29 protein-coding genes and 3 tRNA genes are annotated in these 26,299 nt (G+C 54.9%); 16 read left to right on the top strand and 16 right to left on the bottom strand.

The features are described from left to right. Positions 1 to 102 precede the first annotated feature (102 nt). Entirely contained in the window at positions 103 to 747 is a 645-nt protein-coding gene (locus tag ACVCAM_RS04940) for a YtjB family periplasmic protein (protein ID WP_008502067.1), read from the top strand. Between the two features lie 39 nt (positions 748 to 786). Continuing rightward, the gene (gene lplA / locus ACVCAM_RS04935; RefSeq protein ID WP_023293326.1) at positions 787 to 1,803 is read left to right on the top strand and encodes a lipoate--protein ligase LplA; all 1,017 of its coding nucleotides are present in this window, start codon (positions 787 to 789) and stop codon (positions 1,801 to 1,803) included. A gap of 54 nt (positions 1,804 to 1,857) precedes the next feature. Here lplA and deoD read toward each other — a convergent pair whose 3' ends face one another. From deoD to deoC, 4 genes are all read right to left on the bottom strand, one after another. Continuing rightward, on the bottom strand, positions 1,858 to 2,577 hold the full coding sequence (gene deoD / locus ACVCAM_RS04930; protein ID WP_003856538.1) for a purine-nucleoside phosphorylase: 720 nt from the start codon (positions 2,575 to 2,577) through the stop codon (positions 1,858 to 1,860). Positions 2,578 to 2,680: 103 nt separating this feature from the next. After that, positions 2,681 to 3,904, bottom strand: coding sequence for a phosphopentomutase (deoB, locus tag ACVCAM_RS04925; RefSeq protein ID WP_025912138.1), 1,224 nt, complete (start codon positions 3,902 to 3,904; stop codon positions 2,681 to 2,683). Positions 3,905 to 3,957: 53 nt separating this feature from the next. After that, a complete protein-coding gene (gene deoA, locus ACVCAM_RS04920; protein ID WP_407223043.1) occupies positions 3,958 to 5,280 on the bottom strand; it encodes a thymidine phosphorylase in 1,323 nt (440 codons plus the stop codon). Positions 5,281 to 5,381: 101 nt separating this feature from the next. Next, on the bottom strand, positions 5,382 to 6,161 hold the full coding sequence (gene deoC, locus ACVCAM_RS04915; RefSeq protein ID WP_023293328.1) for a deoxyribose-phosphate aldolase: 780 nt from the start codon (positions 6,159 to 6,161) through the stop codon (positions 5,382 to 5,384). 262 nt (positions 6,162 to 6,423) lie between these two features. Here deoC and ACVCAM_RS04910 point away from each other — a divergent pair, with 262 nt between their 5' ends. Beyond that, positions 6,424 to 7,971 carry a YjjI family glycine radical enzyme gene (locus ACVCAM_RS04910; protein ID WP_025912136.1) on the top strand — a complete coding sequence of 516 codons (1,548 nt, stop codon included), beginning with the start codon at positions 6,424 to 6,426 and terminating at the stop codon, positions 7,969 to 7,971. Continuing rightward, entirely contained in the window at positions 7,946 to 8,806 is an 861-nt protein-coding gene (locus tag ACVCAM_RS04905) for a YjjW family glycine radical enzyme activase (protein ID WP_025912135.1), read from the top strand. The genes ACVCAM_RS04910 and ACVCAM_RS04905 overlap by 26 nt, the downstream gene beginning before the upstream one ends. Here ACVCAM_RS04905 and ACVCAM_RS04900 read toward each other — a convergent pair. From ACVCAM_RS04900 to ACVCAM_RS04865, 8 genes are all read right to left on the bottom strand, one after another. Next, a complete protein-coding gene (locus ACVCAM_RS04900) occupies positions 8,801 to 9,583 on the bottom strand; it encodes a TatD family hydrolase (RefSeq protein ID WP_025912134.1) in 783 nt (260 codons plus the stop codon). The genes ACVCAM_RS04905 and ACVCAM_RS04900 overlap by 6 nt on opposite strands. Beyond that, a complete protein-coding gene (locus ACVCAM_RS04895; RefSeq protein ID WP_008502074.1) occupies positions 9,580 to 10,632 on the bottom strand; it encodes a patatin-like phospholipase family protein in 1,053 nt (350 codons plus the stop codon). The genes ACVCAM_RS04900 and ACVCAM_RS04895 overlap by 4 nt, the downstream gene beginning before the upstream one ends. 120 nt (positions 10,633 to 10,752) lie before the next feature. Continuing rightward, entirely contained in the window at positions 10,753 to 10,914 is a 162-nt protein-coding gene (locus ACVCAM_RS04890) for a DUF1328 domain-containing protein (protein WP_003856556.1), read from the bottom strand. A gap of 127 nt (positions 10,915 to 11,041) precedes the next feature. Further along, entirely contained in the window at positions 11,042 to 11,659 is a 618-nt protein-coding gene (gene osmY, locus ACVCAM_RS04885) for a molecular chaperone OsmY (RefSeq protein WP_008502075.1), read from the bottom strand. A gap of 299 nt (positions 11,660 to 11,958) precedes the next feature. Beyond that, the gene (gene prfC, locus ACVCAM_RS04880; protein WP_008502076.1) at positions 11,959 to 13,548 is read right to left on the bottom strand and encodes a peptide chain release factor 3; all 1,590 of its coding nucleotides are present in this window, start codon (positions 13,546 to 13,548) and stop codon (positions 11,959 to 11,961) included. 91 nt (positions 13,549 to 13,639) lie between these two features. Continuing rightward, complete coding sequence (gene yjjG, locus ACVCAM_RS04875; RefSeq protein ID WP_008502077.1) at positions 13,640 to 14,317, bottom strand: pyrimidine 5'-nucleotidase; 678 nt, start codon at positions 14,315 to 14,317, stop codon at positions 13,640 to 13,642. A gap of 20 nt (positions 14,318 to 14,337) precedes the next feature. Continuing rightward, positions 14,338 to 14,781 carry a ribosomal protein S18-alanine N-acetyltransferase gene (gene rimI, locus ACVCAM_RS04870; RefSeq protein ID WP_008502078.1) on the bottom strand — a complete coding sequence of 148 codons (444 nt, stop codon included), beginning with the start codon at positions 14,779 to 14,781 and terminating at the stop codon, positions 14,338 to 14,340. Further along, positions 14,750 to 15,163, bottom strand: a complete 414-nt coding sequence (locus ACVCAM_RS04865; RefSeq protein WP_021240586.1) for a DNA polymerase III subunit psi — start codon at positions 15,161 to 15,163, stop codon at positions 14,750 to 14,752. The genes rimI and ACVCAM_RS04865 overlap by 32 nt, the downstream gene beginning before the upstream one ends. A 102-nt stretch (positions 15,164 to 15,265) precedes the next feature. Between ACVCAM_RS04865 and rsmC the strand changes: the two genes are divergently transcribed. The 4 genes from rsmC to ACVCAM_RS04845 all read left to right on the top strand — a co-directional run bounded on the left by rsmC (position 15,266) and on the right by ACVCAM_RS04845 (position 16,796). Further along, on the top strand, positions 15,266 to 16,294 hold the full coding sequence (gene rsmC, locus ACVCAM_RS04860) for a 16S rRNA (guanine(1207)-N(2))-methyltransferase RsmC (RefSeq protein ID WP_008502080.1): 1,029 nt from the start codon (positions 15,266 to 15,268) through the stop codon (positions 16,292 to 16,294). A gap of 172 nt (positions 16,295 to 16,466) precedes the next feature. After that, positions 16,467 to 16,553: transfer RNA gene (locus ACVCAM_RS04855), tRNA-Leu, on the top strand. A gap of 28 nt (positions 16,554 to 16,581) precedes the next feature. Further along, positions 16,582 to 16,668, top strand: a tRNA-Leu gene (locus ACVCAM_RS04850). A gap of 42 nt (positions 16,669 to 16,710) precedes the next feature. Beyond that, positions 16,711 to 16,796: transfer RNA gene (locus ACVCAM_RS04845), tRNA-Leu, on the top strand. Positions 16,797 to 16,835: 39 nt separating this feature from the next. Here ACVCAM_RS04845 and ACVCAM_RS04840 read toward each other — a convergent pair. Continuing rightward, positions 16,836 to 17,066 (bottom strand): DUF1435 domain-containing protein, encoded by a 231-nt coding sequence (locus tag ACVCAM_RS04840; RefSeq protein WP_025912133.1) that lies wholly within the window; start codon positions 17,064 to 17,066, stop codon positions 16,836 to 16,838. Between the two features lie 255 nt (positions 17,067 to 17,321). Here ACVCAM_RS04840 and ACVCAM_RS04835 point away from each other — a divergent pair, with 255 nt between their 5' ends. Beyond that, on the top strand, positions 17,322 to 18,386 hold the full coding sequence (locus ACVCAM_RS04835; protein ID WP_023293335.1) for a GGDEF domain-containing protein: 1,065 nt from the start codon (positions 17,322 to 17,324) through the stop codon (positions 18,384 to 18,386). A 95-nt stretch (positions 18,387 to 18,481) separates the two neighbouring features. Then, the gene (gene fhuF / locus ACVCAM_RS04830) at positions 18,482 to 19,270 is read left to right on the top strand and encodes a siderophore-iron reductase FhuF (RefSeq protein WP_025912132.1); all 789 of its coding nucleotides are present in this window, start codon (positions 18,482 to 18,484) and stop codon (positions 19,268 to 19,270) included. Positions 19,271 to 19,353: 83 nt separating this feature from the next. On the opposite strand, the gene ACVCAM_RS04825 is transcribed toward fhuF, so the two are convergent. Further along, a complete protein-coding gene (locus tag ACVCAM_RS04825; RefSeq protein ID WP_407223042.1) occupies positions 19,354 to 20,700 on the bottom strand; it encodes a PTS sugar transporter subunit IIC in 1,347 nt (448 codons plus the stop codon). A gap of 328 nt (positions 20,701 to 21,028) precedes the next feature. On the opposite strand from ACVCAM_RS04825, the gene ACVCAM_RS04820 reads away from it, so the two are divergent. Then, on the top strand, positions 21,029 to 21,487 hold the full coding sequence (locus ACVCAM_RS04820) for a YbaK/EbsC family protein (RefSeq protein ID WP_025912130.1): 459 nt from the start codon (positions 21,029 to 21,031) through the stop codon (positions 21,485 to 21,487). A 38-nt stretch (positions 21,488 to 21,525) separates the two neighbouring features. Here the strand turns inward: ACVCAM_RS04820 and bglJ are convergent, their stop codons facing one another. Further along, entirely contained in the window at positions 21,526 to 22,161 is a 636-nt protein-coding gene (gene bglJ, locus ACVCAM_RS04815; RefSeq protein ID WP_032622978.1) for a DNA-binding transcriptional activator BglJ, read from the bottom strand. Beyond that, positions 22,158 to 22,895 (bottom strand): helix-turn-helix transcriptional regulator, encoded by a 738-nt coding sequence (locus tag ACVCAM_RS04810; RefSeq protein ID WP_407223041.1) that lies wholly within the window; start codon positions 22,893 to 22,895, stop codon positions 22,158 to 22,160. The genes bglJ and ACVCAM_RS04810 overlap by 4 nt, the downstream gene beginning before the upstream one ends. A 410-nt stretch (positions 22,896 to 23,305) precedes the next feature. On the opposite strand from ACVCAM_RS04810, the gene ACVCAM_RS04805 reads away from it, so the two are divergent. The 5 genes from ACVCAM_RS04805 (at position 23,306) to ACVCAM_RS04785 (ending at position 26,262) form a co-directional block, all read left to right on the top strand. Continuing rightward, positions 23,306 to 24,082: a threonine/serine exporter family protein gene (locus ACVCAM_RS04805; RefSeq protein WP_021240591.1), complete on the top strand. Its 777-nt coding sequence runs from the start codon at positions 23,306 to 23,308 to the stop codon at positions 24,080 to 24,082. After that, the gene (locus ACVCAM_RS04800; protein WP_020885295.1) at positions 24,073 to 24,546 is read left to right on the top strand and encodes a threonine/serine exporter; all 474 of its coding nucleotides are present in this window, start codon (positions 24,073 to 24,075) and stop codon (positions 24,544 to 24,546) included. The genes ACVCAM_RS04805 and ACVCAM_RS04800 overlap by 10 nt, the downstream gene beginning before the upstream one ends. Positions 24,547 to 24,613: 67 nt before the next feature. Continuing rightward, the gene (locus ACVCAM_RS04795) at positions 24,614 to 25,255 is read left to right on the top strand and encodes a TetR family transcriptional regulator (RefSeq protein ID WP_008502090.1); all 642 of its coding nucleotides are present in this window, start codon (positions 24,614 to 24,616) and stop codon (positions 25,253 to 25,255) included. A gap of 41 nt (positions 25,256 to 25,296) precedes the next feature. Further along, positions 25,297 to 25,749, top strand: a complete 453-nt coding sequence (locus ACVCAM_RS04790; RefSeq protein WP_023293337.1) for a MarR family winged helix-turn-helix transcriptional regulator — start codon at positions 25,297 to 25,299, stop codon at positions 25,747 to 25,749. 84 nt (positions 25,750 to 25,833) lie between these two features. Further along, the gene (locus tag ACVCAM_RS04785; RefSeq protein WP_008502092.1) at positions 25,834 to 26,262 is read left to right on the top strand and encodes an organic hydroperoxide resistance protein; all 429 of its coding nucleotides are present in this window, start codon (positions 25,834 to 25,836) and stop codon (positions 26,260 to 26,262) included. Positions 26,263 to 26,299: the final 37 nt, after the last annotated feature.

The raw sequence follows: 26,299 nt of genomic DNA, 5'->3' as shown, positions 1-26,299 counted from the left end.
TTCGTTCGCGCCGGAAGGTTGCAGAGGGAAAATAACGCATGAGGCTACCCTGTAACCATCACTTCTGGCAACATTAAGCCGTAAATTTTCAGCAGGTGGAATATGGCTCGCGCAAAACTGAAATTCCGGCTCCATCGCGCCGTGATTGTCCTTTCCTGTCTCGCACTCTTAGTGGTGCTGATGCAAGGGGCATCGTGGTTTAGCCAGAACCATCAACGGCAACGCAACCCGCAGTTTGAAGAGCTGGCCCGCACGCTGGCACGCCAGGTCACGCTCAACGTCGCGCCGTCCATGCGTAACGAAACGCCTGACGAGAAGCGGATAGGCCAGGTTTTACGCCTGCTCACGGAGAACAGCCGCATTCTTGATGCCGGTGTCTATGATGAGCAAGGCAACCTGATTGCCCGCGCGGGTGAGCACGTCGACGTGCGCGACAGGCTGGCGCTGGACGGCAAAAAAGCCGGCGGCTACTTCAACCAACAGCTTGTTGAACCTATTCAGGGGAAGAATGGCCCGCTGGGCTATCTGCGCCTCACCCTTGATACCCACACCCTGCCCACGGAAGCCAAACAGGTCGATAATACCACCAACATTCTGCGCCTGATGCTGCTGCTTTCACTCGCCATCGGCGTTGTGCTGGCGCGTACCCTGCTTCGCGGCAAGCGCACGCGCTGGCAGCAATCCCCGTTCCTGCTGACCGCCAGCCGGTCAGTCCCCGAAGACGAAGAGAGCGAGAAGAAAGAATAGTGATAAAGTAGGCGGATGATTCGGAAAAGGAACTCTGCCATGTCGACGTTACGCCTGCTTATCTCTGACTCTTACGATCCCTGGTTTAACCTGGCAGTGGAGGAGTGCATCTTCCGCCAGATGCCTGCCACCCAGCGCGTACTGTTTCTCTGGCGCAATGCCGATACGGTGGTTATTGGTCGTGCGCAAAACCCGTGGAAAGAGTGCAACACCCGCCGTATGGAAGAGGACAACGTCCGTCTGGCGCGCCGCAGCAGCGGCGGCGGCGCGGTATTCCACGATCTGGGCAATACCTGCTTTACCTTTATGGCGGGCAAACCGGAATACGACAAAACCATCTCAACGTCCATCGTCCTCAACGCGCTCAATTCGCTCGGCGTGACGGCTGAAGCCTCCGGACGTAACGATCTGGTGGTCAAAACACCCGATGGCGACCGCAAGGTATCCGGCTCTGCCTATCGCGAAACGATGGATCGCGGATTCCACCACGGCACCCTGCTGCTGAACGCCGATCTCAGCCGTCTGGCTAACTACCTTAATCCAGATAAGAAAAAGCTACAGGCTAAGGGCATCACCTCCGTGCGCGGGCGCGTGGCGAATCTGGTGGAACTGCTGCCGGGCGTTACACACGAGCAAATCTGTGAGGCCGTGCGCGAGGCGTTCTTTGCGCATTACGGCGAGCGCGTGGAAGCAGAAGTGATTTCACCGGACAAAACCCCGGACCTGCCAAACTTCGCGGAAACCTTCGCCCGCCAGAGCAGCTGGGAGTGGAACTTCGGTCAGGCACCTGCATTTTCCCATCTGCTGGATGAGCGTTTTACCTGGGGCGGCGTGGAGCTGCATTTTGACGTCGAGAAAGGTCATATCACCCGCACGCAGGTGTTTACGGACAGTCTGAATCCGGGGCCACTGGAAGCCCTTGCGGCACGCTTGCAGGGCTGTTTGTACCGGGCGGATATGCTGCAGCAGGAATGTGACGCGTTAATTGGGGATTTCCCGGAGCAGGAAAATGAGCTGCGGGAGCTGTCAGCGTGGATTGCGCAGGCCGTGCGCTAGCTGGTGCCCTCACCCCAGCCCTCTCCCACAGGGAGAGGGAGGGAAGAGACAGAATTACTCTTTATCGCCCAGCAGAACGGATTCCAGCGCGATTTTGATCATGTCGTTGAAGGTGGTCTGACGCTCGGCAGCGGTAGTCTGCTCGTGGGTACGGATATGGTCAGATACGGTGCAGATGGTCAGCGCTTTCGCACCGAATTCAGCCGCTACGCCGTAGATACCGGCCGCTTCCATTTCCACGCCCAGGATGCCGTATTTTTCCATCACGTCGAACATGTCGCCTTCTGGCGAGTAGAACAGATCGGCAGAGAACAGGTTGCCCACGCGCGCGTCAACGCCCAGCGCTTTTGCCGCGTCAACCGCGTTACGCACCATGTCAAAGTCAGCGATGGCCGCAAAGTCATGATCTTTAAAGCGGATGCGGTTGACTTTAGAGTCGGTACACGCGCCCATGCCGATCACCACGTCACGCAGCTTAACGTCCATACGCACCGCACCGCAGGAGCCTACGCGGATGATTTTCTTCACACCGAAATCGGTGATCAGCTCTTTGGTGTAGATGGAGCAGGATGGGATACCCATGCCGTGGCCCATAACGGAGATTTTGCGGCCTTTATAAGTACCCGTGAAGCCCAGCATGCCGCGAACGTTGTTCACTTCACGCACGTCTTCCAGGAAGGTTTCTGCAATGTGCTTCGCGCGCAGCGGGTCGCCCGGCATCAATACGACGTCAGCGAAATCACCCATTTCTGCATTAATGTGAGGAGTTGCCATCTTCAGTTCCTTTTAACTTGTTGTTTTTGCCGGGTGGCGGCTACGCCTTACCCGGCCTACAAAACCGTAGGCCCGGTAAGCGAAGCGCCACCGGGCAATGACATCAGAACATGGCCTTGCCATATTCCATGTCAGACGTACCAAAGTATTTCGCCAGGGTCTGGCCAATGTCCGCGAAGGTTTCACGGTGACCCAGCGAACCCGGCTTCACTTTCGGGCCGTACACCAGCACCGGAATGTGCTCACGGGTGTGATCGGTACCGGTCCAGGTTGGATCGCAGCCGTGGTCCGCGGTCAGGATCAGAATGTCATCTTCACCCACCAGCTCCATCAGCTCCGGCAGGCGGCGGTCGAACAGCTCAAGACCCGCAGCATAACCCGCTACGTCGCGACGGTGACCCCAGGAGGAGTCGAAGTCGACGAAGTTGGTGAAGACAATGGTCTTGTCGCCCGCTTCTTTCATCTCTTTGATGGTGGCATCGAACAGCGCATCGAGTCCGGTCGCTTTGACCTTTTTGGTGATGCCGCAGTTAGCGTAGATATCCGCGATTTTACCTACAGAAACCACGTGACCGCCTTTCTCATCAACCAGCTTCTGCAGCACGGTTGGCGCCGGCGGCTCAACGGCCAGATCGTGACGGTTACCGGTACGCTGGAAGTTACCCGCTTTGTCACCAATAAACGGACGCGCGATCACGCGGCCAATGTTGTAGCCGCCTTCGGTCAGCTCTTCACGGGCGATTTCGCACAGCTCGTAGAGTTTATCCAGGCCAAAGGTCTCTTCGTGGCAGGCAATCTGGAACACGGAGTCAGCAGAAGTGTAGAAAATCGGCTTGCCGGTTTTCATATGCTCTTCGCCGAGCTGATCCAGAATTACGGTACCGGAGGAGTGGCAGTTGCCGAGGTAACCCGGCAGGTTGGCACGCTTCACCAGCTTATCGAGCAGCTCCTGCGGGAAGCTGTTCTCGTGATCGGAGAAGTAACCCCAGTCGAACAGCACCGGCACACCGGCGATTTCCCAGTGGCCAGACGGGGTGTCTTTACCGGAGGAGAGCTCGTGCGCCCAGGCATAGGCGCCCACGACTTCCGCATTGCCGTCCATACCGGCTGCGATTTTACCGGTAGAACCTTCATGTGCTTTCACCAGCCCAAGGCGGGTCAGGTTGGGTAGAGTCAGAGGGCCTTTACGACCGTTATCCGCTTCGCCTTTCGCACAGGCTTCCGCGATGTGACCCATGGTATCGGAACCCACGTCACCAAAACGTTCTGCATCTTCGGTTGCGCCGATGCCGAATGAGTCCAGCACCATAATAAATGCACGTTTCATAATTGTTCTCCGTACGTAGTGCTTCAAAAATTATCGATCAGATCAGTATACCGCTATTCGGTGATACGGCGATAGACAGTCGGTGTGGTTTCCGGCGCTTTATTGTCAAGCGTAATAGCCGCCTTCACCGCTTTCGCCGCTTCCTGCCAGCTGGCTTCATCTTTGGCGTGGATCACCGCCAGCGGACGTTGCCCGTCAACGCTGTCGCCCAGACGGGCCATATCGGTGAAGCCGACGCTGTAATCAATGGTATCTGACGCCTGACGACGGCCGCCGCCCATAGACACGACCGCCATACCCAGCGCGCGGGTATCCATTGCCGAGACAAACCCTTCGCTGTCGGCATACACCGCTTTGCTGAGCGTCGCGGTCGGCAGGTACTTCGCATAGTTTTCGACGAAGTCGGTCGGGCCTTTCTGCGCCGCAACCATGTGGCCAAAGATCTCCGCCGCTTTGCCGTTGTCCAGTACCGCCTGTAGCTTCGCGCGGGCGTCGGCGTCGTCTTTGGCAAGCTTGCCGGAGATTAACATCTCCACGCACAGCGCCATGGTGACGTCGAACAGACGCGGGTTGCGGTATTCGCCCGTCAGGAACTGGACGGCTTCACGCACTTCGACGGCGTTACCGGCGCTGGAAGCCAGCACCTGGTTCATGTCGGTGAGCAGTGCGGTAGTGCGCACGCCCGCGCCGTTGGAGACGCCAACGATCGCTTCGGCCAGCGCCTCAGAGAGTTCATAGGTTGGCATAAACGCGCCGCTGCCTACCTTCACGTCCATCACCAGCGCGTCCAGCCCTTCTGCCAGCTTCTTCGCCAGGATAGAGGCGGTGATCAGCGGGATGGAGTCAACGGTCGCGGTGATGTCGCGGGTCGCGTAGAAACGCTTGTCTGCCGGAGCAAGAGAGCTGGTCTGGCCGATAATCGCCACACCAACGTCTTTAATAATGTCGCGGAAGCGGTTGTCATCCGGGAAGATATCGAAGCCCGGAATGGCTTCCAGTTTGTCGAGCGTACCGCCGGTGTGGCCCAGGCCGCGCCCGGAGATCATCGGGATATAACCGCCACAGGCTGCCACCATGGGGCCAAGCATCAGGGAGGTCACGTCGCCCACGCCGCCGGTGGAGTGTTTATCCACAATCGGGCCGTTAAGGTTGAGGCTTTTCCAGTCCAGAACGGTTCCTGAATCTCGCATCGCCATGGTCAGCGACACGCGCTCAGGCATCGACATATCGTGGAAGAAAATGGTCATCGCCAGAGCCGCAATCTGCCCTTCAGAGACGGTGTTATCACGAATGCCGTTGATGAAGAAGCGGATCTCTTCGTCGCTTAATGCATGACCATCACGTTTTTTACGAATAATTTCTTGTGCGAGAAACACGGTAACCCCCATGAGGAATCGGGTGAATGGTGGCGGGTACGGTTTACCCGACCACGATCCGGGTAGGCCGGGTAAGCGTGGCGCCACCCGGCAATTCAAACTTAGTAGCTGCTTGCGCTCTTACCGTCGCCGTGACCCAGCGCCTTCAGCAGGCTGGCCAGCAGGCTGGACGCACCGAAGCGGTAGTGACGGGAATCGGCCCAGTCGGCGCCGAACAGCTCGTCGGCAATCGCCAGGAACTGCTGCGCGTCTTCCGCGGTACGCACGCCGCCCGCAGGTTTGAAGCCCACGGTTTTGGACACGCCCATGTCGCGGATCACTTCCATCATGATGCGCGCGCTTTCCGGGGTCGCATTTACCGGTACTTTACCGGTAGAGGTTTTAATAAAATCCGCACCGGCTTTGATGGAGATTTCAGAGGCTTTGCGAATCAGCGCCTCTTCTTTCAGCTCGCCGGTTTCGATGATCACTTTCAGCAGCACGTTTGCCGCCGCACACGCGTCTTTACAGGCCTTCACCAGGTCAAAACCGACCTGCTCGTTGCCGGCGATCAGCGCGCGGTACGGGAACACCACGTCCACTTCGTCTGCGCCGTAGGCAATCGCCGCGCGGGTTTCTGCCAGCGCAATCTCGATATCATCGTTGCCATGCGGGAAGTTAGTGACGGTTGCAATGCGCACGTCCGGGGTGCCCTGCTCGTTCAGCGTCTTACGGGCAATCGGGATAAAGCGCGGGTAGATACAGACGGCTGCGGTGTTGCCCACCGGCGTTTTCGCCTGATGGCACAGAGCGATGACTTTCTCATTGGTGTCGTCATCGTTCAGGGTAGTCAGGTCCATCAGTTTCAACGCGCGCAGGCTGCTTGCAGTTAAATCGGTCATAACATTCTCCAACGGCAGTGCCGTATAAATTTTACCTTGCGGGTCTGTGAGTATTCTAACATCCACCCGCATCCACACTTCGACATTCATCACAGTTAATGAAAACTGCGTGCAAATTTGCATTACTGTAATGCGATCTTCTTCAAACTTTAGCGCGCATATTGCGGACTAAAGCAGCGATACCCCCTGTCGGATCAAAAGTGCCGACAGGCAGGCTTTCTACAATCCGTTCATCATCCGCAGAACACTCAAGGAAGCGAACATGTCCCACTCCAGCCCCGACGCCCTGCAACAACGTTGCCAGCAGATTGTGACAAGCCCGGTGTTATCCCCGGAACAAAAACGTCATTTTCTGGCGCTGGAAGCGGAAAACAACCTGCCGTATCCGGCACTTCCTGAAGCTGCGCGCGCCGCGCTGGACGAGGGGTTCATCTGCGACATGTTCGAAGGCCATGCGCCTTACAAACCCCGTTACGTTCTGCCGGATTACGCAAAATTTCTGGCTAATGGTTCAGAATGGCTGGAGCTGGAAGGGGCAAAAGATCTCGACGACGCCCTCTCACTGTTAACCATCCTCTACCACCATGTTCCGTCCGTCACATCGATGCCGGTCTATCTCGGTCAGCTTGATGCGTTGCTGCAACCTTATGTTAGAATTCTAACACAAGAAGAAATCAATAGCCGAATAAAACGTTTCTGGCGCTATCTCGACCGTACGCTGCCCGATGCCTTTATGCATGCCAATATCGGGCCGGAAGATACCCCCGTCACGCGCGCCATTCTGCGTGCAGATGCAGAGCTGAAGCAGGTCGCACCGAACCTGACCTTTATTTATGATCCAGCGATCACCCCGGACGATTTGCTGCTTGAGGTGGCGAAAAACATATGTGAATGCAGTAAACCGCATATTTCTAATGGCCCGGTGAATGATAAAATTTTCACAAAAGGCCATTACGGCGTAGTGAGCTGTTACAACTCCCTGCCTCTGGCAGGCGGTGGCAGCACCCTGGTGCGCCTCAACCTCAAGGCCATCGCCGAACACAGTACGTCAATGGAAGACTTCTTCAGCCGCGCCCTCCCGCATTACTGCCAGCAGCAAATGGCCATCATCGATGCCCGCTGCGATTTCCTGTATCAACAATCCGGCTTCTTTGAGAATAGCTTCCTGGTGAAAGAGGGGCTGATTGATGCCGATCGGTTTGTGCCGATGTTTGGCATGTACGGCCTGGCAGAAGCGGTAAACGTGCTCTGTGAGAAAGCCGGGATGACTGGGCGTTACGGCAAAGACGAGCAGGCCAACGCGCTGGGCTATCGCATCAGCGAACAGCTTGCGGCGTTTGTCGAAAACACGCCGGTGAAACACGGCTGGAAGCAGCGCGCGATGCTGCATGCGCAGTCGGGGATCAGCTCTGACTCGGGCACCACGCCGGGCGCGCGCCTGCCCTACGGCGACGAGCCGGATCCCATCAGCCACCTGCTGGCGGTGGCGCCGCACCACAAGCACTACGCTTCCGGGATCAGCGATATTTTGACGCTGGATGAAACGGTAAAACGTAACCCGCAGGCGGTGGTCCAGCTCTGTCTCGGCGCGTTCAGGGCGGGGATGCGCGAGTTTACCGCCAACGTCGCGGGTAACGATCTGGTGCGCGTCACCGGTTATATGGTGCGGTTGTCGGATCTGGAGAAGTACCGGGAAGCCGGATCGCGCACCAATACCACCTGGCTGGGTGAAGAAGCCGCGCGCAATACCCGTATTCTGGAACGTCAGCCGCGCGTGATAAGCCATGAACAGCAGATGCGCTTTAGTTAGTCAGGTCATCCCTTTTTCCTGCGTGGACGGGCCGGGCAGCCGTCTGGCCCTGTTCCTGCAGGGCTGCAACCTGCGCTGTAAAACCTGCCACAACCCCTGGACGATCGGCCGCTGCAACGACTGCGGGGACTGCGTGCCCCACTGCCCGCACGACGCGCTGACCATACAGGCGGGACGCGTCTGGTGGCAGGAGAGTGACTGCCAGCAGTGCGACACCTGCCTGCACCTGTGCCAGCAGCAGGCAACGCCTATGGCGCACCGCCTGAGCGTGGAGGAGATCCTTTCACAGATCCGCAAATCCGCACCGTTTATCGAGGGGATCACCGTGAGCGGCGGTGAGGCCACAACGCAATTACCGTTTTTAGTGACGCTGTTCACCGCGATCAAAGCCGATCCCGACCTGAATCATCTGACCTGCCTGGTCGACAGCAACGGTTTGTTAAGCGAAACCGGCTGGCAAAAGCTGCTGCCGGTACTGGATGGCGCGATGCTGGACCTGAAAGCATGGGGGAACGAACACCACCGCTTCCTGACCGGGCGCGAAAACCCGCAAATCAAGCAGAGTATCCGCTGGCTGGCAGATCGTAATCGTTTAACGGAGCTCCGCCTGCTGGTGATTCCGGAACAGTGTGATTATCTGGAACATCTGAAGCCGCTGACGGCGTTTATCCACGGGCTGGGAAACGTGCCGGTGCGCCTCAACGCGTTTCATGCGCATGGCGTGTACGGCGAGGCGGCGTCATGGCGCAGCGCCACGCCGGAAGACGTTGAACCGCTGGCGCGAGCGCTGGAAAAACAGAAGATAACGGTGATCCGTCCGGCGCTTTATCTATAGCGTGATGCCAAATACCGAACGCGTATTTTCCAGCAGCGCACTGGCTATGGCCTCTTCAGTCTCTTTTCGCAGTTCGCACAGGGTGGCAAACACGCGCGCCGCCTGTTCCGGACGATTCGGCTGGCCCTGAAAACCGTTCAGCGGCATGTCCGGCGCGTCGGTTTCCAGCAGAAGCGCCGACAGCGGCAGCTGTGCCATCACGTCCCGGGTTTTGCTGGCGCGCGGATAGGTGATGGTGCCCCCAACGCCGATTTTGTAGCCCAGCTCGATAAAACGCTGCGCCTGCTGCAGGCTGCCTGAGAAACCATGCACGACGCCCTTACGCGGCAAATCGATACGCTTCAGGTGCATTGCCAGCTTATCGTGTGTGCGTCTTGAATGAAGGATCACCGGCAGATCGTGACGCTTCGCCAGCCTGAGCTGCGCGTCGAGGATCGTCTGCTGGCGCTCAAAATGCGGATGCTCGCGATAAAGATCGAGGCCGATCTCACCGATGGCGACAAGCTTGTCGCCTGCGGTCTGCACTATCTCATCAAGTCGCTCAATGTCCTCATCCCGATGCCGCTCAATCACGATCGGATGCAGGCCAAGCGCCGCATAGAGCGCAGGGTGACGCGTGGAAAGATCCAGCACGCGGGAAAAGTAATCCGCTTCCACTGAAGGCACAATAATGGCCTGAACGCCTGCCTCGGCCGCTTTCGCAATGCTTTGCTCTTCATCTCCCGTAAACGGCGGGAAATCAAAGTGGCAATGGGTGTCGACAAAGCGGTACATCACGCCAGATCCTCGTTATCCAGTAAAGCGTCATTCGCCTGCGGAATGTCAACCAGGGGCACCGTCAGGGCGTCGTTGGCGACAATCGCAGGCGGCGTAATAATGCGTTTATGGCGATGAAGCGGCGGCTGCTCCGCCAGCATTTTCCCCACCGTCGCCAGGAAGTAGCGCCCACACAGCCGCCCCGTTTTGTAATCCATGCGCAGCGCAGGAACGCGGCTGCCCAGCGCCATGCTCAGCAGCGGCTTAGGCGGATAAATTTCAAAAATACGCAGCTTGCCCGGCGGTTTCTCAATGAAGCGCTGCATCGCGCCGTAGGTGGTTTCATGCTGCTTCGCGATGTTCACCAGCGGCTGCAGGCTGCTGTCGCCCAGCCAGCGCTCCATCCGCTTAAACCACTGCGGGGTGTAATACATTTGCGACGGTACGGTACGAATCACCACAATGGTTTTCGCCCCGCGACGGGCGGCTTCCTGCACCGGCACCGCGTCACTGATCCCCCCGTCCAGATAGCTAATACCGTCCAGCAGGGCGCCGGTACGATAAAAGCCGGGGATCGCGCTGGAGGCGCGGATGATGTCCAGCCAGTTCTCTTTCTGAGGCGAAAAATAGCCCGGGGAATAGTCATCGCCCCGGCTGGCGCACATCCAGAATTCTTTACCGCTATCAAACAGACGGGCGGCAGTATCCATGGCCAGAGGCATCTGGCTGGAGGTTGACTCCAGCAGCCAGTCGAGATCGATCAGGTTGCCGCCGCGCACAAACCGCACCGGGTTAAAAAATTCTTTCGCCGTGGTGTAGCGCATGATGACCTTTCGCGCGTAGCCGGGCTGGTTACAGACATAGGCAGAGAGGTTCTGCGCCCCGGCAGAGGTGCCGAAGTAAAGGTCAAAGGGGTTGAACTGCGCGCGCATAAATTCGTCCAGCACGCCAGCGGTGAAAATGCCGCGCTGTCCGCCACCCTCGCAGACCAGCGCGAGTTGACCCGCGCGAAACGGTTTTAACGTCAGCGGCGCAATATTGCCGAGCGTAACGGGAATTCGTTGCCCCACCTCTGCTTTCCTGTTTTGATTATTTTATAACACCACAGTAACGCACCCGACCTGTTACGCAAATAAGAAAAAGCCAGTCACAGTGACTGGCTTTATTTTGTTGAAGGAATATTGCGTTTGCTATGGACGTCGACGCCCTGTAAACAGGCTGACCAGGAACAGAATAATACCCACAACGAAGACAATTTTAGCTGCCCATGCCGCTGTACCTGCCAGTCCACCAAAGCCCAATGCGGCGGCAATTAACGCGATAACCAGAAATATAATGCCCCAACGAAACATAAGCTTCTCCTTTACCATAGTTAATGTCGGCCGCTAAACGTGAGCGCTCAGGTCACTCACCGGCGTTTTTCCAGAGTCGTTCTTATTTCGCCCGCAGGGTTTAGCCAGACGGGCGAATGGTCGAGATTTACTTCGTTTTCAGATCGTTTTTAACGCTTTTCACACCATCAATCGCTTTCGCGATGGACTCGGCACGTTCACTTTGCGCCTGCGAATCTACCGTACCGGAAAGCTGAACCACGCCATCGGTGGTTTCCACTTTCACCTTACGGGACGGCACGATGTCATCTGCTAAAAGTTTAGCTTTGATTTCGCTGGTGGTGGCTGCATCACCGGCATAACCTTTCACCGACGCGTTTTTGCCGTCACGCACGTGCAGCTTATCGCTGACGGAGGCGACGCCTTCGACGCCTTTCGCCACTTTCACCGCCTGTTCAGCCTGAGCCTGGCTTTCAACAAAGCCGCTCAGCGTGACCACTTTCTTGTCGGTCTTAACGGAAATATCGGTGCTCTTGATGGCTTCATCATCCACCAGTGCGGCCTTCACTTTTGCTGTGATAGAGCTGTCATCCATGAAATTGCCGACTTTATTCATAGAGCTATCGATTTTTTGCCCTGCGCTATCGGCCGTGGATTGTGCTTTATCCATGGTGCTGCTTTCCGCCAGGGCGGAGCCGCTCACCAGAACGCTACCCAGTGTTACAGCCAGCAGAGTTTTAGAAATCTTCAGTCTTGTCATATTCATCGATCTATTCCTGTGTTGACCCGTTATTCGGGCTACGTACTTCCTTATTAGTGATATATATTGCGAATAAACACGCGAGCAAAATGGATAACCTAAAGTCATGCATTGAACAGTTAATTTATCCACGCCCGGTGTTAAACACTGAGTTAAATATAGATCACTCTCACAGAGCCGCTTTCAGAATTGGGTAAAAAATGGGCGAATAGCGTGAAATTGCGTTGAATTAAGAACATTCCGCAAGGGATTAATAAGACAGGAAATAAAGAAGAGCACGGCGAATGCCGTGCTCTGAGAGGGGATTAGTGCTCGCGGGTTTTACGGAACTGAACGTCCGGATAACGTTCCTGCGTCAGGTTCAGGTTGACCATCGTTGGCGCGATATAGGTCAGGTTATCGCCGCCATCCAGCGCCAGCTGAACTTCATTCTTACGCTTGAATTCTTCGAATTTCTTCACGTCAGAACACTCAACCCAGCGCGCGGTCGCGACGTTCACCGATTCGTAAATCGCTTCTACGTTGTATTCGCTCTTCAGGCGCGCAACGACCACGTCAAACTGCAGCACGCCGACCGCACCCACGATCAGATCGTTGTTCGCAATCGGGCGGAACACCTGCACGGCGCCCTCTTCGGAGAGCTGAACCAGGCCTTTCAGCAGCTGTTTCTGCTTAAGCGGATCGCGCAGACGAATGCGGCGGAACAGCTCCGGCGCGAAGTTCGGAATACCGGTGAACTTCATCATTTCGCCCTGGGTGAAGGTATCACCGATCTGGATGGTGCCGTGGTTGTGCAGCCCGATGATGTCGCCCGGATAGGCCTCTTCAACGTGCGAACGGTCACCCGCCATAAAGGTCAGCGCGTCGGAGATGACAACGTCTTTCCCGATACGCACCTGGCGCAGCTTCATGCCCTTTTCATATTTACCGGACACCACGCGCATAAAGGCCACGCGGTCACGGTGTTTCGGGTCCATGTTGGCCTGAATCTTAAACACGAAGCCGGTGAACTTCTCTTCTTTCGCTTCCACTTCACGGGTGTCGGTTTTGCGCGGCATCGGCTGCGGCGCCCACTCCACCAGACCGTCGAGCATGTGGTCAACGCCGAAGTTACCCAGTGCGGTACCGAAGAAGACCGGGGTAATTTCGCCGCTCAGGAACAGCTCTTTGTCGAATTCGTGAGACGCGCCCTTGACCAGCTCCAGCTCGTCGCGCAGCTGCGCGGCCAGCTCTTCGCCGACCGCCGCGTCCAGATCCGGGTTGTCCAGACCTTTCACGATGCGCACTTCCTGAATGGTGTGGCCTTTACCGGTCTGATACAGGTAGGTTTCGTCTTTATAGAGGTGGTAAACGCCTTTGAACAGCTTACCGCAGCCAATTGGCCAGGTGATTGGCGCACAGGCGATCTTCAGCTCGTTTTCCACTTCATCCATCAGCTCCATCGGATCGCGGATGTCACGGTCGAGTTTGTTCATAAAGGTGAGGATCGGCGTATCGCGCAGACGGGTCACTTCCATCAGCTTACGGGTACGATCTTCTACACCTTTCGCGGCGTCGATCACCATCAGACAGCAGTCCACCGCCGTCAGGGTACGGTAGGTATCTTCGGAGAAGTCTTCGTGACCCGGGGTGTCCAGCAGGTTCACCAGGCAGTCATGATACGGGAACTGCATCACGGAGGTGGTAATCGAAATACCACGCTGTTTTTCCATCTCCATCCAGTCGGATTTTGCATGCTGGCTGGAGCCACGGCCTTTAACGGTACCCGCAGTCTGGATCGCCTGTCCGAACAGCAACACCTTCTCGGTGATGGTCGTTTTACCGGCATCCGGGTGCGAGATAATGGCAAAAGTGCGGCGCTTGGCCACCTCTTGCAGATAAGGAGACAACGTCATAATTAAATCTTCTTTTATAAGCGCGGCAGCACGCCACGCATCATGGAATACAAAATTGCGGCTATTTTACCCATCAACGGGGGGCAGGCAATCATTGTTTACACAGGAGTTGCTCCAGTTCGTTCAACGACGTCACGGTCCAGGTCGGCTCGATGCCTTCAGGCTTCACGCGGCCATGCGCATTGAGCCAGACGGTCGACAGACCAGCCTTCATGCCGCCCAGAATATCTGACTCTGCGGTATCCCCCACCATCAGGACACGATCGCGGTCGGGATTGCCGGCCTGCGCCAGCGCGTAGTCGAAAATTCGCGGATCCGGCTTCGGCACGCCAACCTCTTCCGAGATCACCAGCGCGTCAAAATGATCGCGCAGGCCGGTGCGCTCAAGGCGGATCTGCTGCAGGGCGGTAAAACCGTTGGTGATGATCCCCAGTTTCACCTTACCTTTCAACGCATTCAGCAGGGAAACCGCGCCCGGCAGGGGCGCACAAATATCGGCCATGGCGTTGAGAAAAGCCTCGTTCAGCGTTCCCGGACTGACCTTTAAGCGTTCCGCCCAGACGTCAAAGCGCTGGTGCTGAAGCTGTAACGCGGTGATGGCACCGTTCTGGTAATCCACCCACAGCGGTTTGTTGACCGCCTGATAGTCCTGAAAATCTTCAGCGGTGAAGGTTACGCTATAGTCGAGAAACATCCGCTGCAGGCCGCCGAACGAGTCGAACGTAAACAGCGTTTCGTCGGCATCAAAGAAAATCCAGTCCCATTTCATCGTTACAACCTTATTTTTTATTATCCAATCGGCAGAGCCATTATGATGGCGTCTTCACGTCCCTCTGCGGTGGGGTAGTAGTTACGGCGGATTGTCGCCTCGTTAAAGCCTAAGCTTTCATAGAGCGCGATGGCGGCGACATTCGACGCGCGCACCTCCAGCCACAGGGTGAAAACGTCACGGGTTTCGAGCTCACGGATGAGGTGCTCAAGCAGTTCTCTTCCAAGCCCGCGGCGCTGAAACGCGGGATCAACCGCGATATTAAACAGCGTCGCTTCATCAAGAACAACCTGCGTGATCGCGAAAGCGGCCATGGTGCCGTCAACGTCCAGGCGGTAGTTCAGATACCGTTCGCCCTGATTGCTGGCGAAGGTTTTTTCGCTCCACGGAAACGCGTGGGCGCGTGTTTCAATCGCGAACGCGGTGGACAGGTCAGGCGTCGTGAGGGAAGAAATCGTGTTCATATTCGCAGATTTGTTGCCATAGCGCGCTGCGCGCTTTTGGGTTGGCTTTCAGTTCGTCCAGCGCTGGCGTGCAGATCTGGCTCCCCTGAAGAGAGATCTCATTTGCCTCTCCGATACGCCAGCTGTTACAGCGGCTATCAGGAGGCAGCATCGCGACACGCTCTGGCGTCAGCGGTAAAACCTGGTCGGCCGTCAGCTTCAGGCTGCGAAGAACATCACCGATCAGGGGGTCATTCAGGGCAGGCAGTTCTTCCGCCACCATCACCAGGCGAACGTGCGCCGGGATGGAGATAGCGATTTCGCCCTGCAACGCCGTCGGGCGACGCAAAGCCCACTGGGTAATGCCCAGCTGCTGCAACTGCCAGTCTCGTCGGGATGTCATAGGGAAAACTCCTGTCTCTCAGGCGCGCAAATATAGCAAATGTGTCGAAAGTGCGCCATCTACCTACTATAATCCCCGCCTGAGTTTATTGAGGAACAATTCATGTCTGCATTTACCCCGGCAAGTGAAGTCTTGCTGCGTCACAGTGATGATTTCGAAGAAAGCCGTATTCTGTTTGCCGGAGATATGCAGGATGACCTGCCCGCGCGTTTCGACTGTGCTGAAAGCCGTGCCCACACCCAATACTACCATCACTGGCAGGTGCTGAGCCGCCAGATGGGCGAGCGCGCGCGCTTTAGCCTGGTGGCAGAGCAGAGCGATATCGCCGACTGCGATACGCTGATCTACTACTGGCCGAAGAATAAACCGGAAGCCCAGTTCCAGCTGATGAACCTGCTCTCCCTGCTGCCGGTCGGCTGCGATATTTTCGTGGTCGGTGAAAACCGCAGCGGCGTGCGTAGCGCGGAACAGCTGCTGGAAGGCTACGCGCCGCTGAATAAAGTCGACAGCGCTCGCCGCTGTGGTCTGTACCATGGCCGTCTGGAAAAACAGACAACGTTTGATGCGCAGGCATACTGGGACGAGTACCAGCTTGACGGCCTGACCATCAAAACCCTGCCGGGCGTGTTCAGCCGCGATGCGCTGGATACGGGCAGCAAGCTGCTGCTTTCCACCCTGACGCCGCACACCAAAGGCAAAGTGCTGGACGTAGGCTGCGGCGCGGGCGTGCTCTCTACCGTGCTCGCCAGCCATTCGCCAAAAGTGCGCTTAACCCTGTGTGACGTGAGCGCCCCGGCGGTTGAAGCCAGCCGCGCAACGCTTGCCGCAAACGGCATTGAAGGCGAAGTCATTGCCAGCAACGTCTTCTCCGACATCACCGGTCGCTTCGACATGATCATCTCTAACCCGCCGTTCCACGACGGTATGGAGACCAGCCTGGAAGCGGCACAAGCGCTGATCCGTGGCGCAGTTCGTCACCTCAACAGCGGCGGTGAGCTGCGTATCGTCGCGAACGCCTTCCTGGCGTACCCGAAAGTGCTGGATGAAACTTTTGGCTTCCACGAAGTTATCGCCCAGACCGGCCGCTTTAAGGTCTACCGCACCGTGATGACGCGTCAGGCCAAAAAGTAATCGCCTCCCTTGTAGGCCGGATAAGCGAAAGCGCCATCCGGCTATACACGGCGCGTCCATCGGCCATTTTTGCATCAATCAAGGCATCACGCGCACTTTTCTGTTGACGTAAAGCTGAAAACATCTAGAATGCGCCTCCGTGGTTACGATTCTTTTACAGTATCGATGGTATGCGAAGGTGGCGGAATTGGTAGACGCGCTAGCTTCAGGTGTTAGTGTCCTTACGGATGTGGGGGTTCGAGTCCCCCCCCTCGCACCATAAATCACGATGATATTGCTCGCACTGGGCGAAGGTGGCGGAATTGGTAGACGCGCTAGCTTCAGGTGTTAGTGTCCTTACGGATGTGGGGGTTCGAGTCCCCCCCCTCGCACCAACGAGGCGATATCAACATAGCAATAAAGAGTAAGATGACTGTGCGAAGGTGGCGGAATTGGTAGACGCGCTAGCTTCAGGTGTTAGTGTCCTTAGGATGTGGGGGTTCGAGTCCCCCCCCTCGCACCAATTATCTTACAACCCCTCTGAATTTCTTCTTTTTCCCTGTTATTTCAAACTCATCAGTATCACCAGAATTCCACTGACCAGCGCGACACAGGATGGCAGTAAAACAAAGTGACGTAGTTGCTTATGCCAGATCATGCCTGACGTGGCTAACAGTCCTGACGCGATGATGACTTTCCAGGTATCGAGAGAGAGATCGGCAAACGTCAAACCGCCAAGAATGGCTCCCGGTAGCAGTACCCCCCAACCACTGCCCAGCGCTCTGTTCAACATGCTTTTTCCCTCTCTCAACGATAATGATAACCAATATCATATAACAAAAATTATCATTTGCCAGCTGAATGAATCAAAATCCATCGACCTTTACCTTTCCCGTAATGACAGGAATTGTCTAAGGTGATAAATTGCGCACCTGTTAACAACGTCTAAAGATTTTCTGATAATTACTCTTTGAGTTTTTTGCATATTTTATTGCGAAATAACACCTATTTATCTGTTTTAATTAAATTTTAATAAAAACACGCGACTATGACATCACAATCCTGGCGGTCTTTGGTTCACAGAAAATATCAATTATCGTTACGTTTATTTTTATTTCTGAACGCAACCTCGGCAGTGTTCTCGGTAACAAATCCGCTCAATTCTGTACGCCTGTTTTCTGCCCCTCTGATTGCTATTTTCGCCATCAGTACTGGCCTGTTCGTCTGGCACTGGAGAAAGCGCGCGCGGAAGATAAATATTCCTGTCGTTTCAGCGATCTTCGGTATTTTATGGGCCTGGCAAATTGTCTCCAAATTCGCCTTAATTACTCAGGACCATGCGACGTATTTGCTAATTGCTCTTTTAACGGTACTTTTTATCGGCACGCTGGCGTTCGCCAGTAATATCAAAGCGTTTACGCTGCATTCATTGCCCACCTTTATTGTCTGCCTGTGGTTAAGCGATCACGATATATGGCTGCGAATGACCTATTCTTTCGCACTTCCTGTGGTGGCAATTGCTATTCATAACATTTTGCAAAGACGCAACGACCGTTTCGCTCAGGAGTTGCTCTCTCGCCTTCTGGAAGAACGAGAAACCCTTACCGACCTCAGCATGATGGACCCGCTTACCGGGCTCTATAATCGTCGCGGTCTGCAAAGCCGTCTGGAGAATCTGCCCACGGTAGAAAATGGCGAACACTTTGTCCTGCTGATGGATATCGACCACTTCAAAGCCTATAACGACCATTACGGCCATATGATGGGCGACCAGGCGCTGAAGCGCGTCTCTGCGGCAATCCGCGACGCCGTGCGTTCTCGCGATATTGTGGCGCGTTTTGGTGGGGAAGAGTTTATGGTGCTGCTGACCAACATTTCACTCGAACACGCTCGCCAGACGGCCGAGCGGATCCGTCAGAAAGTGTATGATTTGAAAATCCCGCATCTGTTTAACGAAAGCGTCGCGACAAACGTCACTATCAGCATTGGCATCGCCATTTTCGAGGATGAAGACGTGGAAGGCGCGCTGGAAAAAGCGGACAAAGCCCTCTATGAAGCAAAGCATATGGGACGCAATAACATTCTTTTAAGCGAAGAGATTCAGACGGCATAAACCTACCGACGAGGTCACCAGGACAAAAGTCTTGCCATTGGTATGAGCAATAGTTAGGATTGGCAATCATTATCATTTAGATTTCTATCTATACTATGGCCACGCATACCGCACACATCGTCGAACCTCTCCTCTGGCGAGCGCCGCTCACCAGCGGGAATGCTTCGCTTGCAGATGCGATACGGGAAAAGATTGCGGAAACGCGTGCCCACCTGCTGGACTTTATCCGGCTTGATGAAGCGCCCCCGTCCCACGCGATGACGCTCTCAGAGTGGCGCCAACCGTCTAAGCTGCAATCACTGCTGGCCACCTATTCCGACCATATTTATCGCAATCAGCCTACCCTTACGCGGGAAAATAAACCCCTGCTCTCCCTCTGGGCGCAGTGGTATATCGGGCTGATGGTGCCTCCGCTCATGCTGGCGCTGTTAACACAGAAGAGCATGCTTGAACTCTCGCCGGATAATTTCCACGTCGAGTTTCACGAAACCGGACGTGCAGCCTGTTTCTGGATTGATCTCCACGAAGACCACAGCGCTGAACGCCTCACTGCTCAGGAACGTATGGGGCGGCTCATCACGCAGGCCCTGATCCCGGTGGTGGAAGCGCTGGAAGCGACGGGAGAGATTAACGGGAAGCTTATCTGGAGCAATACGGGCTATTTAATCCACTGGTATTTAACGGAAATGAAGCCGCTTCTCGGTGATGAGAACGTTGAGGCCCTGCGTCAGTCCTGTTTCTTTGCCAGGCAGCTTTCCGATGGCCGTGACAACCCGCTATTCCGTACCGTCGTGCTCCGTGATGGGCTTCTGGTTCGCCGCACCTGCTGCCAGCGCTATCGCCTGCCGGACGTTAAGCAGTGTGGGGATTGCACGCTGAAGTAGAGCAGTGATTTGCCCGGTGGCGCTTCGCTTACCGGGCCTACAACAACAAAAAACGGCAACCTGAGTTGCCGTTTTGCTTTTACCTAGGCCACCTGCTGATTGTCCTCTTCCGCGATACGCTGCGCTTCTTCCGCTTCCTGCTCCAGCAGCTGCTTCTCATACACTTTGAAGAACGGGAAGTAGATGATCGCCGATACGCAGGCCAAAACCACAACCAGAATCGCCGCGCGGAAATCCCAGCCCAGGGCCCACGCTGCGCCTATCGGCGCCGGTGCCGTCCAGGGAACCACGGAGATGACGCGGCCGATCAAATCAAAGGTCATCGCCGCCCACGCCAGCACGGCGTTAACCATCGGTGCCAGCAGGAACGGGATAAAGAACACCGGGTTCATCACGATTGGCGTACCGAAAATGACCGGCTCGTTGATGTTAAAGAAGCTGGGTACTACGCTCAAACGCCCGATAGAGCGTAAATGCGCTGAACGGCTACGCAGATAGCAAATCACCAATCCCATCGTGGCGCCCGACCCGCCAATCACGATAAAGAACGTCCAGAACGCCTCCATGAAGATATGCGGCAGAGGCTGACCGGCGGCCAGCGCGGTCTGGTTAGCGCCCAGGTTCGTCAGCCAGAACATCTGCAGCATCCCGGAGACGATGGCGGCGCCGTGGATCCCGGCGAACCAGAGCAGATGACCAATCAACACGGCCAGCAGGATCGCAGGCAGAGAATCTGCCGCGGAAACCAGAGGTTTAAAGACCGACATAATGGCCTGCGGGATCAGCATGCCAAACTGAGACTGAATCACCAGGCTCAGAGGATAAAGGGTCACCACCACCACCAGCACCGGGATCAGCAGATCAAAAGAGTTTTTGATCATCGGCGGGACCTGGTCCGGCAGACGAATGCCGATGTTATGCGCTTTGAGGAAACGCATCATCTCAACGCAATAAATCGCTACCAGAATCGCGGTAAAAATGCCCGTTCCCCCCAGGCTGTCGACAGGGAGCGTGCCTTTGGTTTTCGGTGCCGCGACCAGCAGAAACGCCATCAGCGACAGCATGGCGCACATAAAGGGGTCCAGTTGGTGAGATTTGACGTAGTGTTTGCCAAGGTTATAGGCAATGGCGGCACAGATATAAATGGACATGATGCCCATCGTCATATCAAACGGCGTCAGGATTTGGCCTTCAAACTGCTTCGCCATTTCCAGCCAGGCGCGGGCGAAACCCCAGGTGGTATCAGGCGAAAAAGGTTGGTAAGCAAAGACTAACAAAAACGAACCCACAATCATAAACGGCATCGCGGAGATGAACCCGTCACGAATCGCCATAACGTGACGCTGGGAAGAGATCCGCCCGGCTATCGGGCTGACGTAATTTTCGACGAAACGGAATATCAGATTAAACGCAGCATGGTTGGCAGACATGGCAGATCTCCTGTCAGACGTTTGTTACGGGCACATACGCGCCGCACGTTGTTCCATACATCAGCTTCACAACCTTGCTGGCTTGCCAACCAGCGGTACTGCTCAGACGAAATGGTTTCATATTTGGCTCTTATTATTGGATACAGGGGACGTTACGTACTCAGTATTAATCTACGCTCCGCGCTCTGCAACCGGTTACTGTAACCGGTTTCTGTGATTGTGAAGAGGATCCAGAAATCAGCCGTTTGGGGTATTTGTTACTTAAGAGATATTTACAGAGCATAAATTCTTATGACAGATTACGCAGGATATTTGTCAGGAGGAAACAATGAGTTTGCAGTCTGTACAGCAGTTTTTTGCCGACAACGCGCCGGATATAGACGTTATTGAGCTTAGTCAAAGTACTGCTACCGTTGCGTTGGCTGCTGCCGCCCATCGTGTCGAGCCGGGACAAATCGCCAAGACCCTGTCACTCAAGGTTAAAAATGAGGTGATCCTGGTGGTGGCGAAAGGCGACGCGCGTCTGGATAACAAAAAGCTCAAAGACACGTTCGGTGCGAAAGCGCGCATGCTCAGCAGTGATGAAGTGGTGACCATTACCGGTCATCCCGTTGGCGGTGTATGCCCGTTCGGACTGGAAAACCCGCTCGCGGTATATTGCGATATCTCTTTGAAGCAGTACGACGAAGTGCTGCCCGCCGCAGGCGCAATTCACAGCGCTGTGCGCATTTCACCTGACAGAATGGCAGAACTGACTTCCGCAAAATGGGTGGATGTCTGTATCTGATTGACGCGCCAGAGTATATCTGGCGCGCAAAAGACGGGTTATAAAAATGTGGGCGTGAGGAGAGCCAAACATTGCGGCTCTCTTGCAGGAAGATGCGTAATAATATCCGCCGCATCGAGCAACCCTACGTCTGAATTCACACCCAGTTTCACCATCGCATTAAACTTATGTGCCCGAATGGTCTTAATATTCCGTTCAAGCTGTGCCGCGATTTCAGGGATGGAATACCCGCAGGACATATAACGCAATATTGCCCGTTCTGTGGGGCTTAGCATCCTGTTCTGACTCCGGTACCAGTGATTCAGCATATTGTCATTGATGCGCAGCGTTTCGCTCAGCAACTCCACGAGTTCCTTCTGCAGATGCTCAAGCGTCACCGATTTACTGACTACTCCGTGCAGGCGCGATGGCGAAAGATGGCTAATTAGCCGTGCTTCCATCTCGTCAGAAACCAAAATGATGCGCTGGATATGACCGTGCGTAAACGCCAGATCCCGCAGGTGCGCCAGACAGTTACGGCGCTCCTCTCGCGCATCGGAAAGGGAGTAGATTAGTGAGAAAAAATTAACGTGATGAAGTGCATTCTTAAAACTGTCAAATTCACTAAACAGGTGAAGCTGATAATGGCTCAGGCCGGGCATCGCAAAAAGATGCTGTAGCCCGACGGCACTCATCGCGCAATTTTCGATGATGGCGATATGTCTTGTTGAATCGGTTTTTTCCATTCCTCGAACTCTCCATAGGCTGATAGCAAACTCAGCTCTCTCATTCCCTGTGTACTGTTGATCCAGGCATACATATCCGCATTACTTCGTAATGACAGCCGTCGCATCGCACTGTTTTTCTGCGCACTGATGGTTTTATTGCTCTTCTTGAGCAATGTGGCGATTTGGTTAATCCCCCATCCTTTCCCTAACAGACGCAGAACCTTACGTTCGGAGTGCGTGAGCGCGATAACGTGTTCATTTTCATTCTCCGTACTCTGTGGTTCCGGAGTTAATAACGTCTGGCTAATCCGCTCTGCCCGCTCGCTACCGGCCCGAATAGCGTTAACCACGCCTTCAATAGGCTCCATGTCAGAAAGCAACGTGCTTTCCGGGCGCATAAGTAACTCAACCGCAATAGGGTAAAGCGGCCGCGAGACTAAAAAGATCCAGTGAATATCCCGGTATTGATTCAATAAACCGTAATACTCTTCAAGCGCACCCCGAGGGATCCTGTATTCGCCTGAAATATCGGCAATAATGACGTCCGCGCGACGCAACTGGAGCAGCGTTAATTCCTGCAATGAGCGGCAATAGCTCAATTCAAATTCGGGGAAATGTCGTGCCATCAGGCCCCCTAACCCGTTTTGCATCACGGGCATCCGGCTAATGACAACGCCATGCTTACCATGCAATGACAACATAGACCCTCCGTGTCCATTTTTCATTTGATGAGTAACGTTAAAACGCATCAACGTATGAGTATTTTCGTCCCTGAGTGTAAGACTGGTTAATACAAGCAGAAGATGAGATGTATGCTTAGTTTAAGAAATGCCTAAACAGCAGTAATATCTCACAAAGCGAAACAAAAATTAATTGTGGAGACATTAAAATAACGACAATATAAAATTAGAATAACTAAATATAAATATTTTATATTTTGGTATTTATAATTCATGGTATTGATAAATTAATCCCTTCCCCCTTCCACGACACGGACTGCAACTGTTTGCACAAACCTTGATCTGGCCCACAGCAAGAGGGACTGCACTCTGTGCTAAAAGTACCCACTATGGGTTAACAGATAGCTATCCATCTTTTTTCAGGACAATACATGCAGGCAGAGCGGTCAACGCAGCGTGCTATCACGCGGCTATGTATTCAGTGCGGTCTTTTTCTGCTCCAGCACGGCGCGGAAAGCGCGCTGGTTGAGGAGCTTTCCACCCGGCTGGGGCTGGCGCTAGGGATGGACAGCGTCGAAAGCGCAATCTCATCCAACGCCATTGTGCTGACCACAATCAAGGACGGTCAGTGCCTGACCTCCACGCGCAAAAACCATGACCGCGGCATCAACATGCACGTCGTGACCGAAGTGCAGCACATTGTCATCCTTGCAGAACATAAGCTTCTCGATCTCAGTGACATTGAAAAACGGTTCAACCAGATCAAGCCATTACGTTATCCGCGCTGGCTCGTCGTGGTGATGGTAGGGCTCTCGTGCGCCTGCTTTTGTAAGCTCAACAAAGGCGGCTGGGACGGTGCAATCATCACCTTTTTCGCCAGCAGTATCGCCATGTATGTTCGCCAGCTGCTGACGCATCGGCAGCTGCATCCGCAAATTAACTTCTGCATTACCGCGTTTGTCGCCACTACGGTTTCCGGTCTGCTGCTGCGCCTGCCGCAGTTTGCCAACACGCCGACCGTTGCCATGGCCGCCAGCGTGCTTCTGCTGGTCCCGGGCTTTCCGTTGATCAACGCTGTCGCCGACATGTTTAAAGGGCACATCAATACCGGCCTGGCTCGCTGGGCTATCGCCAGCCTGCTGACGCTGGCGACCTGCATCGGCGTGGTCATGGCCATGACACTTTGGGGGTTACGCGGATGGGCGTGATCGATTTTCTGCTGGCGCTGGCGCAGGACATGCTTCTGGCCGCCATTCCTGCCGTCGGCTTCGCGATGGTATTTAACGTACCGCAACGCGCGCTGCCGTGGTGTGCGCTGCTGGGCGCGATTGGCCATGGCTCGCGAATGGTGATGATGACGGCGGGTTTTAACATCGAATGGTCAACATTTATGGCATCCATGCTGGTCGGCAGTATCGGCATCCAGTGGTCGCGCTGGTATCTGGCGCATCCCAAAGTATTCACCGTTGCGGCCGTGATCCCCATGTTTCCGGGGATATCGGCCTATACCGCGATGATTTCCGCGGTGAAAATCAGCCATTTCGGCTATACCGAGCCTCAGATGATCCTTCTTCTCAGCAACTTTCTTAAGGCGTCATCCATCGTCGGCGCGCTCTCCATCGGGCTGTCGATCCCCGGCCTGTGGCTGTACCGTAAACGCCCACGCGTTTGATATTTGTATTATTTCGCTGCCGTGGAGATAATCCGTCTGGTCCGTTTGGTGAAAATAAGGAAAGGATGTGGCTAACCCTGGCAGCGAACACCCCGAGCACAGTGAAGAATCCAGCCTGAAAGAGAAAATCTTTCAGAGCGCCATCGCGCTTTTTGCCGAGTATGGATTGAACGGTGCACGGATGGAGCAGATCGCAGAGAAAGCGGGCACCACCAAACGCATGGTGGTTTACCATTTCAAGAATAAAGAGAACCTCTATCTCCTCGTACTTGAACATGTTTACACCCAGATTCGCGCCAGTGAAAAAGCGCTAAGCCTGACGGGAATGCCCCCGGTCGAAGCGCTGGTCAATCTGGTTGAAGCCACCTTTGACTATCATGCCGACCACCCTGACTACATCCGGATTATCTGCATGGAAAACATGCAGCGCGGCCGCTTTATGCAGCAGTCGAGCTATCTCCGCCAGGTCAACCGCAGCGCGCTCGATCTGCTGGAGGAGATCCTGCGCCGGGGGAAAGAAAAACAGCTCTTCAGTGAGACGGTTGACGCCCGCGACCTTCATCGTCTGATAAGCAGCTTCAGCTTTCACTACGTTGCCAACAGCTACACCTTTACGCTGCTGTTTGAAGAAGGCGCAGACGAGCAGGCGCAGCGCCAGCACTACCGTAAAATGGCCGTTCAGGTGGCGCTCCGTTACACCTGCCCATAAAATTGCTTGCAATTAAATCGTACGCTACCTATATTCATCTCATGAACGCGAAAACGAACGATGCAACCGCTGCGCTCAAGCTGGATAACCAGCTCTGCTTTGCCCTCTATTCGGCAAACCTGGCGCTTAACAAGCTGTACCGGCAGCTGCTGGCACCGCTGAACCTGACCTACCCGCAATATCTGGTGATGCTGGTGCTGTGGGAGCAGGATGATATGACGGTGTCGGACATCGGTGAACGGCTGTTCCTTGACTCTGCGACCCTGACGCCGCTGTTGAAACGTCTGGAAAGCGCCGGGCTCATCAACCGCCACCGTTCGCGCAAAGACGAGCGTCAGGTCGCCGTCACCCTGAGTGAAGCGGGACGTGAACTCCAGCAGCAGGCATTGGGTATCCCCCATGCGGTGGGTTGCGCAGCGCAGTGTGATACAGACACCTTGCTGGCACTCAAACAGCAGCTCGAACTTTTGCGACAACAGCTACACCGCGCGTAACGCTATACTTTACGCATAATTATTTACCTATATATATCGCACGCTATTTAATAGCACACATCTAAACAAAATGAGGAACCTGCCATGTCTTTAGAAAAAGTTGTTTATACCGCCAAAGCAAAAGCCACCGGTGGCCGTGACGGTCGTGCCACCTCCTCCGATGGCGTACTGGACGTCAAACTGGGTGTGCCAAAAGAGATGGGCGGCATGGGGGGAGACGTGACCAACCCTGAGCAGCTGTTTGCCGCGGGCTACTCTGCCTGCTTCCTGGGCGCGATGAAGTTCGTGGCGGCACGCGACAAATTTACCCTGCCAAAAGATGCCTTTATTGAAGGCGAAGTGGGTATTGGCCCGCTGCCTACCGGTTTTGGTATCGAAGCAAAACTGAACATCCACGTTGAAGGTATGGATCCTGCGGAAGCTAAAAAGCTGGTCGATGCGGCACACATTGTTTGCCCGTACTCTAACGCGACCCGCGGCAACATCGACGTCACGCTGAACATCATTGCGTGATAACTGCCTGATGGCGCTGCGCTTATTCGGCCTACGA

The sequence above is a fragment of the Enterobacter sp. CFEC122 genome (assembly GCF_052983755.1).
This window is presented reverse-complemented; position numbering and strand designations above follow the sequence as displayed.

Excerpts from the sequence above, each read along its gene's own strand:
- ACVCAM_RS04940 (WP_008502067.1), top strand. The coding sequence starts at position 103 with ATGGCTCGCGCAAAACTGAAATTCCGGCTCCATCGCGCCGTGATTGTC.
- lplA (WP_023293326.1), top strand. The coding sequence starts at position 787 with ATGTCGACGTTACGCCTGCTTATCTCTGACTCTTACGATCCCTGGTTT.
- deoD (WP_003856538.1), bottom strand. The coding sequence starts at position 2,577 with ATGGCAACTCCTCACATTAATGCAGAAATGGGTGATTTCGCTGACGTC.
- deoB (WP_025912138.1), bottom strand. The coding sequence starts at position 3,904 with ATGAAACGTGCATTTATTATGGTGCTGGACTCATTCGGCATCGGCGCA.
- deoC (WP_023293328.1), bottom strand. The coding sequence starts at position 6,161 with ATGACCGATTTAACTGCAAGCAGCCTGCGCGCGTTGAAACTGATGGAC.
- ACVCAM_RS04910 (WP_025912136.1), top strand. The coding sequence starts at position 6,424 with ATGTCCCACTCCAGCCCCGACGCCCTGCAACAACGTTGCCAGCAGATT.
- ACVCAM_RS04905 (WP_025912135.1), top strand. The coding sequence starts at position 7,946 with ATGAACAGCAGATGCGCTTTAGTTAGTCAGGTCATCCCTTTTTCCTGC.
- ACVCAM_RS04890 (WP_003856556.1), bottom strand. The coding sequence starts at position 10,914 with ATGTTTCGTTGGGGCATTATATTTCTGGTTATCGCGTTAATTGCCGCC.
- osmY (WP_008502075.1), bottom strand. The coding sequence starts at position 11,659 with ATGAATATGACAAGACTGAAGATTTCTAAAACTCTGCTGGCTGTAACA.
- prfC (WP_008502076.1), bottom strand. The coding sequence starts at position 13,548 with ATGACGTTGTCTCCTTATCTGCAAGAGGTGGCCAAGCGCCGCACTTTT.
- yjjG (WP_008502077.1), bottom strand. The coding sequence starts at position 14,317 with ATGAAATGGGACTGGATTTTCTTTGATGCCGACGAAACGCTGTTTACG.
- rimI (WP_008502078.1), bottom strand. The coding sequence starts at position 14,781 with ATGAACACGATTTCTTCCCTCACGACGCCTGACCTGTCCACCGCGTTC.
- ACVCAM_RS04865 (WP_021240586.1), bottom strand. The coding sequence starts at position 15,163 with ATGACATCCCGACGAGACTGGCAGTTGCAGCAGCTGGGCATTACCCAG.
- rsmC (WP_008502080.1), top strand. The coding sequence starts at position 15,266 with ATGTCTGCATTTACCCCGGCAAGTGAAGTCTTGCTGCGTCACAGTGAT.
- ACVCAM_RS04840 (WP_025912133.1), bottom strand. The coding sequence starts at position 17,066 with ATGTTGAACAGAGCGCTGGGCAGTGGTTGGGGGGTACTGCTACCGGGA.
- ACVCAM_RS04835 (WP_023293335.1), top strand. The coding sequence starts at position 17,322 with ATGACATCACAATCCTGGCGGTCTTTGGTTCACAGAAAATATCAATTA.
- fhuF (WP_025912132.1), top strand. The coding sequence starts at position 18,482 with ATGGCCACGCATACCGCACACATCGTCGAACCTCTCCTCTGGCGAGCG.
- ACVCAM_RS04825 (WP_407223042.1), bottom strand. The coding sequence starts at position 20,700 with ATGTCTGCCAACCATGCTGCGTTTAATCTGATATTCCGTTTCGTCGAA.
- ACVCAM_RS04820 (WP_025912130.1), top strand. The coding sequence starts at position 21,029 with ATGAGTTTGCAGTCTGTACAGCAGTTTTTTGCCGACAACGCGCCGGAT.
- bglJ (WP_032622978.1), bottom strand. The coding sequence starts at position 22,161 with ATGAGTGCCGTCGGGCTACAGCATCTTTTTGCGATGCCCGGCCTGAGC.
- ACVCAM_RS04810 (WP_407223041.1), bottom strand. The coding sequence starts at position 22,895 with ATGTTGTCATTGCATGGTAAGCATGGCGTTGTCATTAGCCGGATGCCC.
- ACVCAM_RS04805 (WP_021240591.1), top strand. The coding sequence starts at position 23,306 with ATGCAGGCAGAGCGGTCAACGCAGCGTGCTATCACGCGGCTATGTATT.
- ACVCAM_RS04800 (WP_020885295.1), top strand. The coding sequence starts at position 24,073 with ATGGGCGTGATCGATTTTCTGCTGGCGCTGGCGCAGGACATGCTTCTG.
- ACVCAM_RS04790 (WP_023293337.1), top strand. The coding sequence starts at position 25,297 with ATGAACGCGAAAACGAACGATGCAACCGCTGCGCTCAAGCTGGATAAC.
- ACVCAM_RS04785 (WP_008502092.1), top strand. The coding sequence starts at position 25,834 with ATGTCTTTAGAAAAAGTTGTTTATACCGCCAAAGCAAAAGCCACCGGT.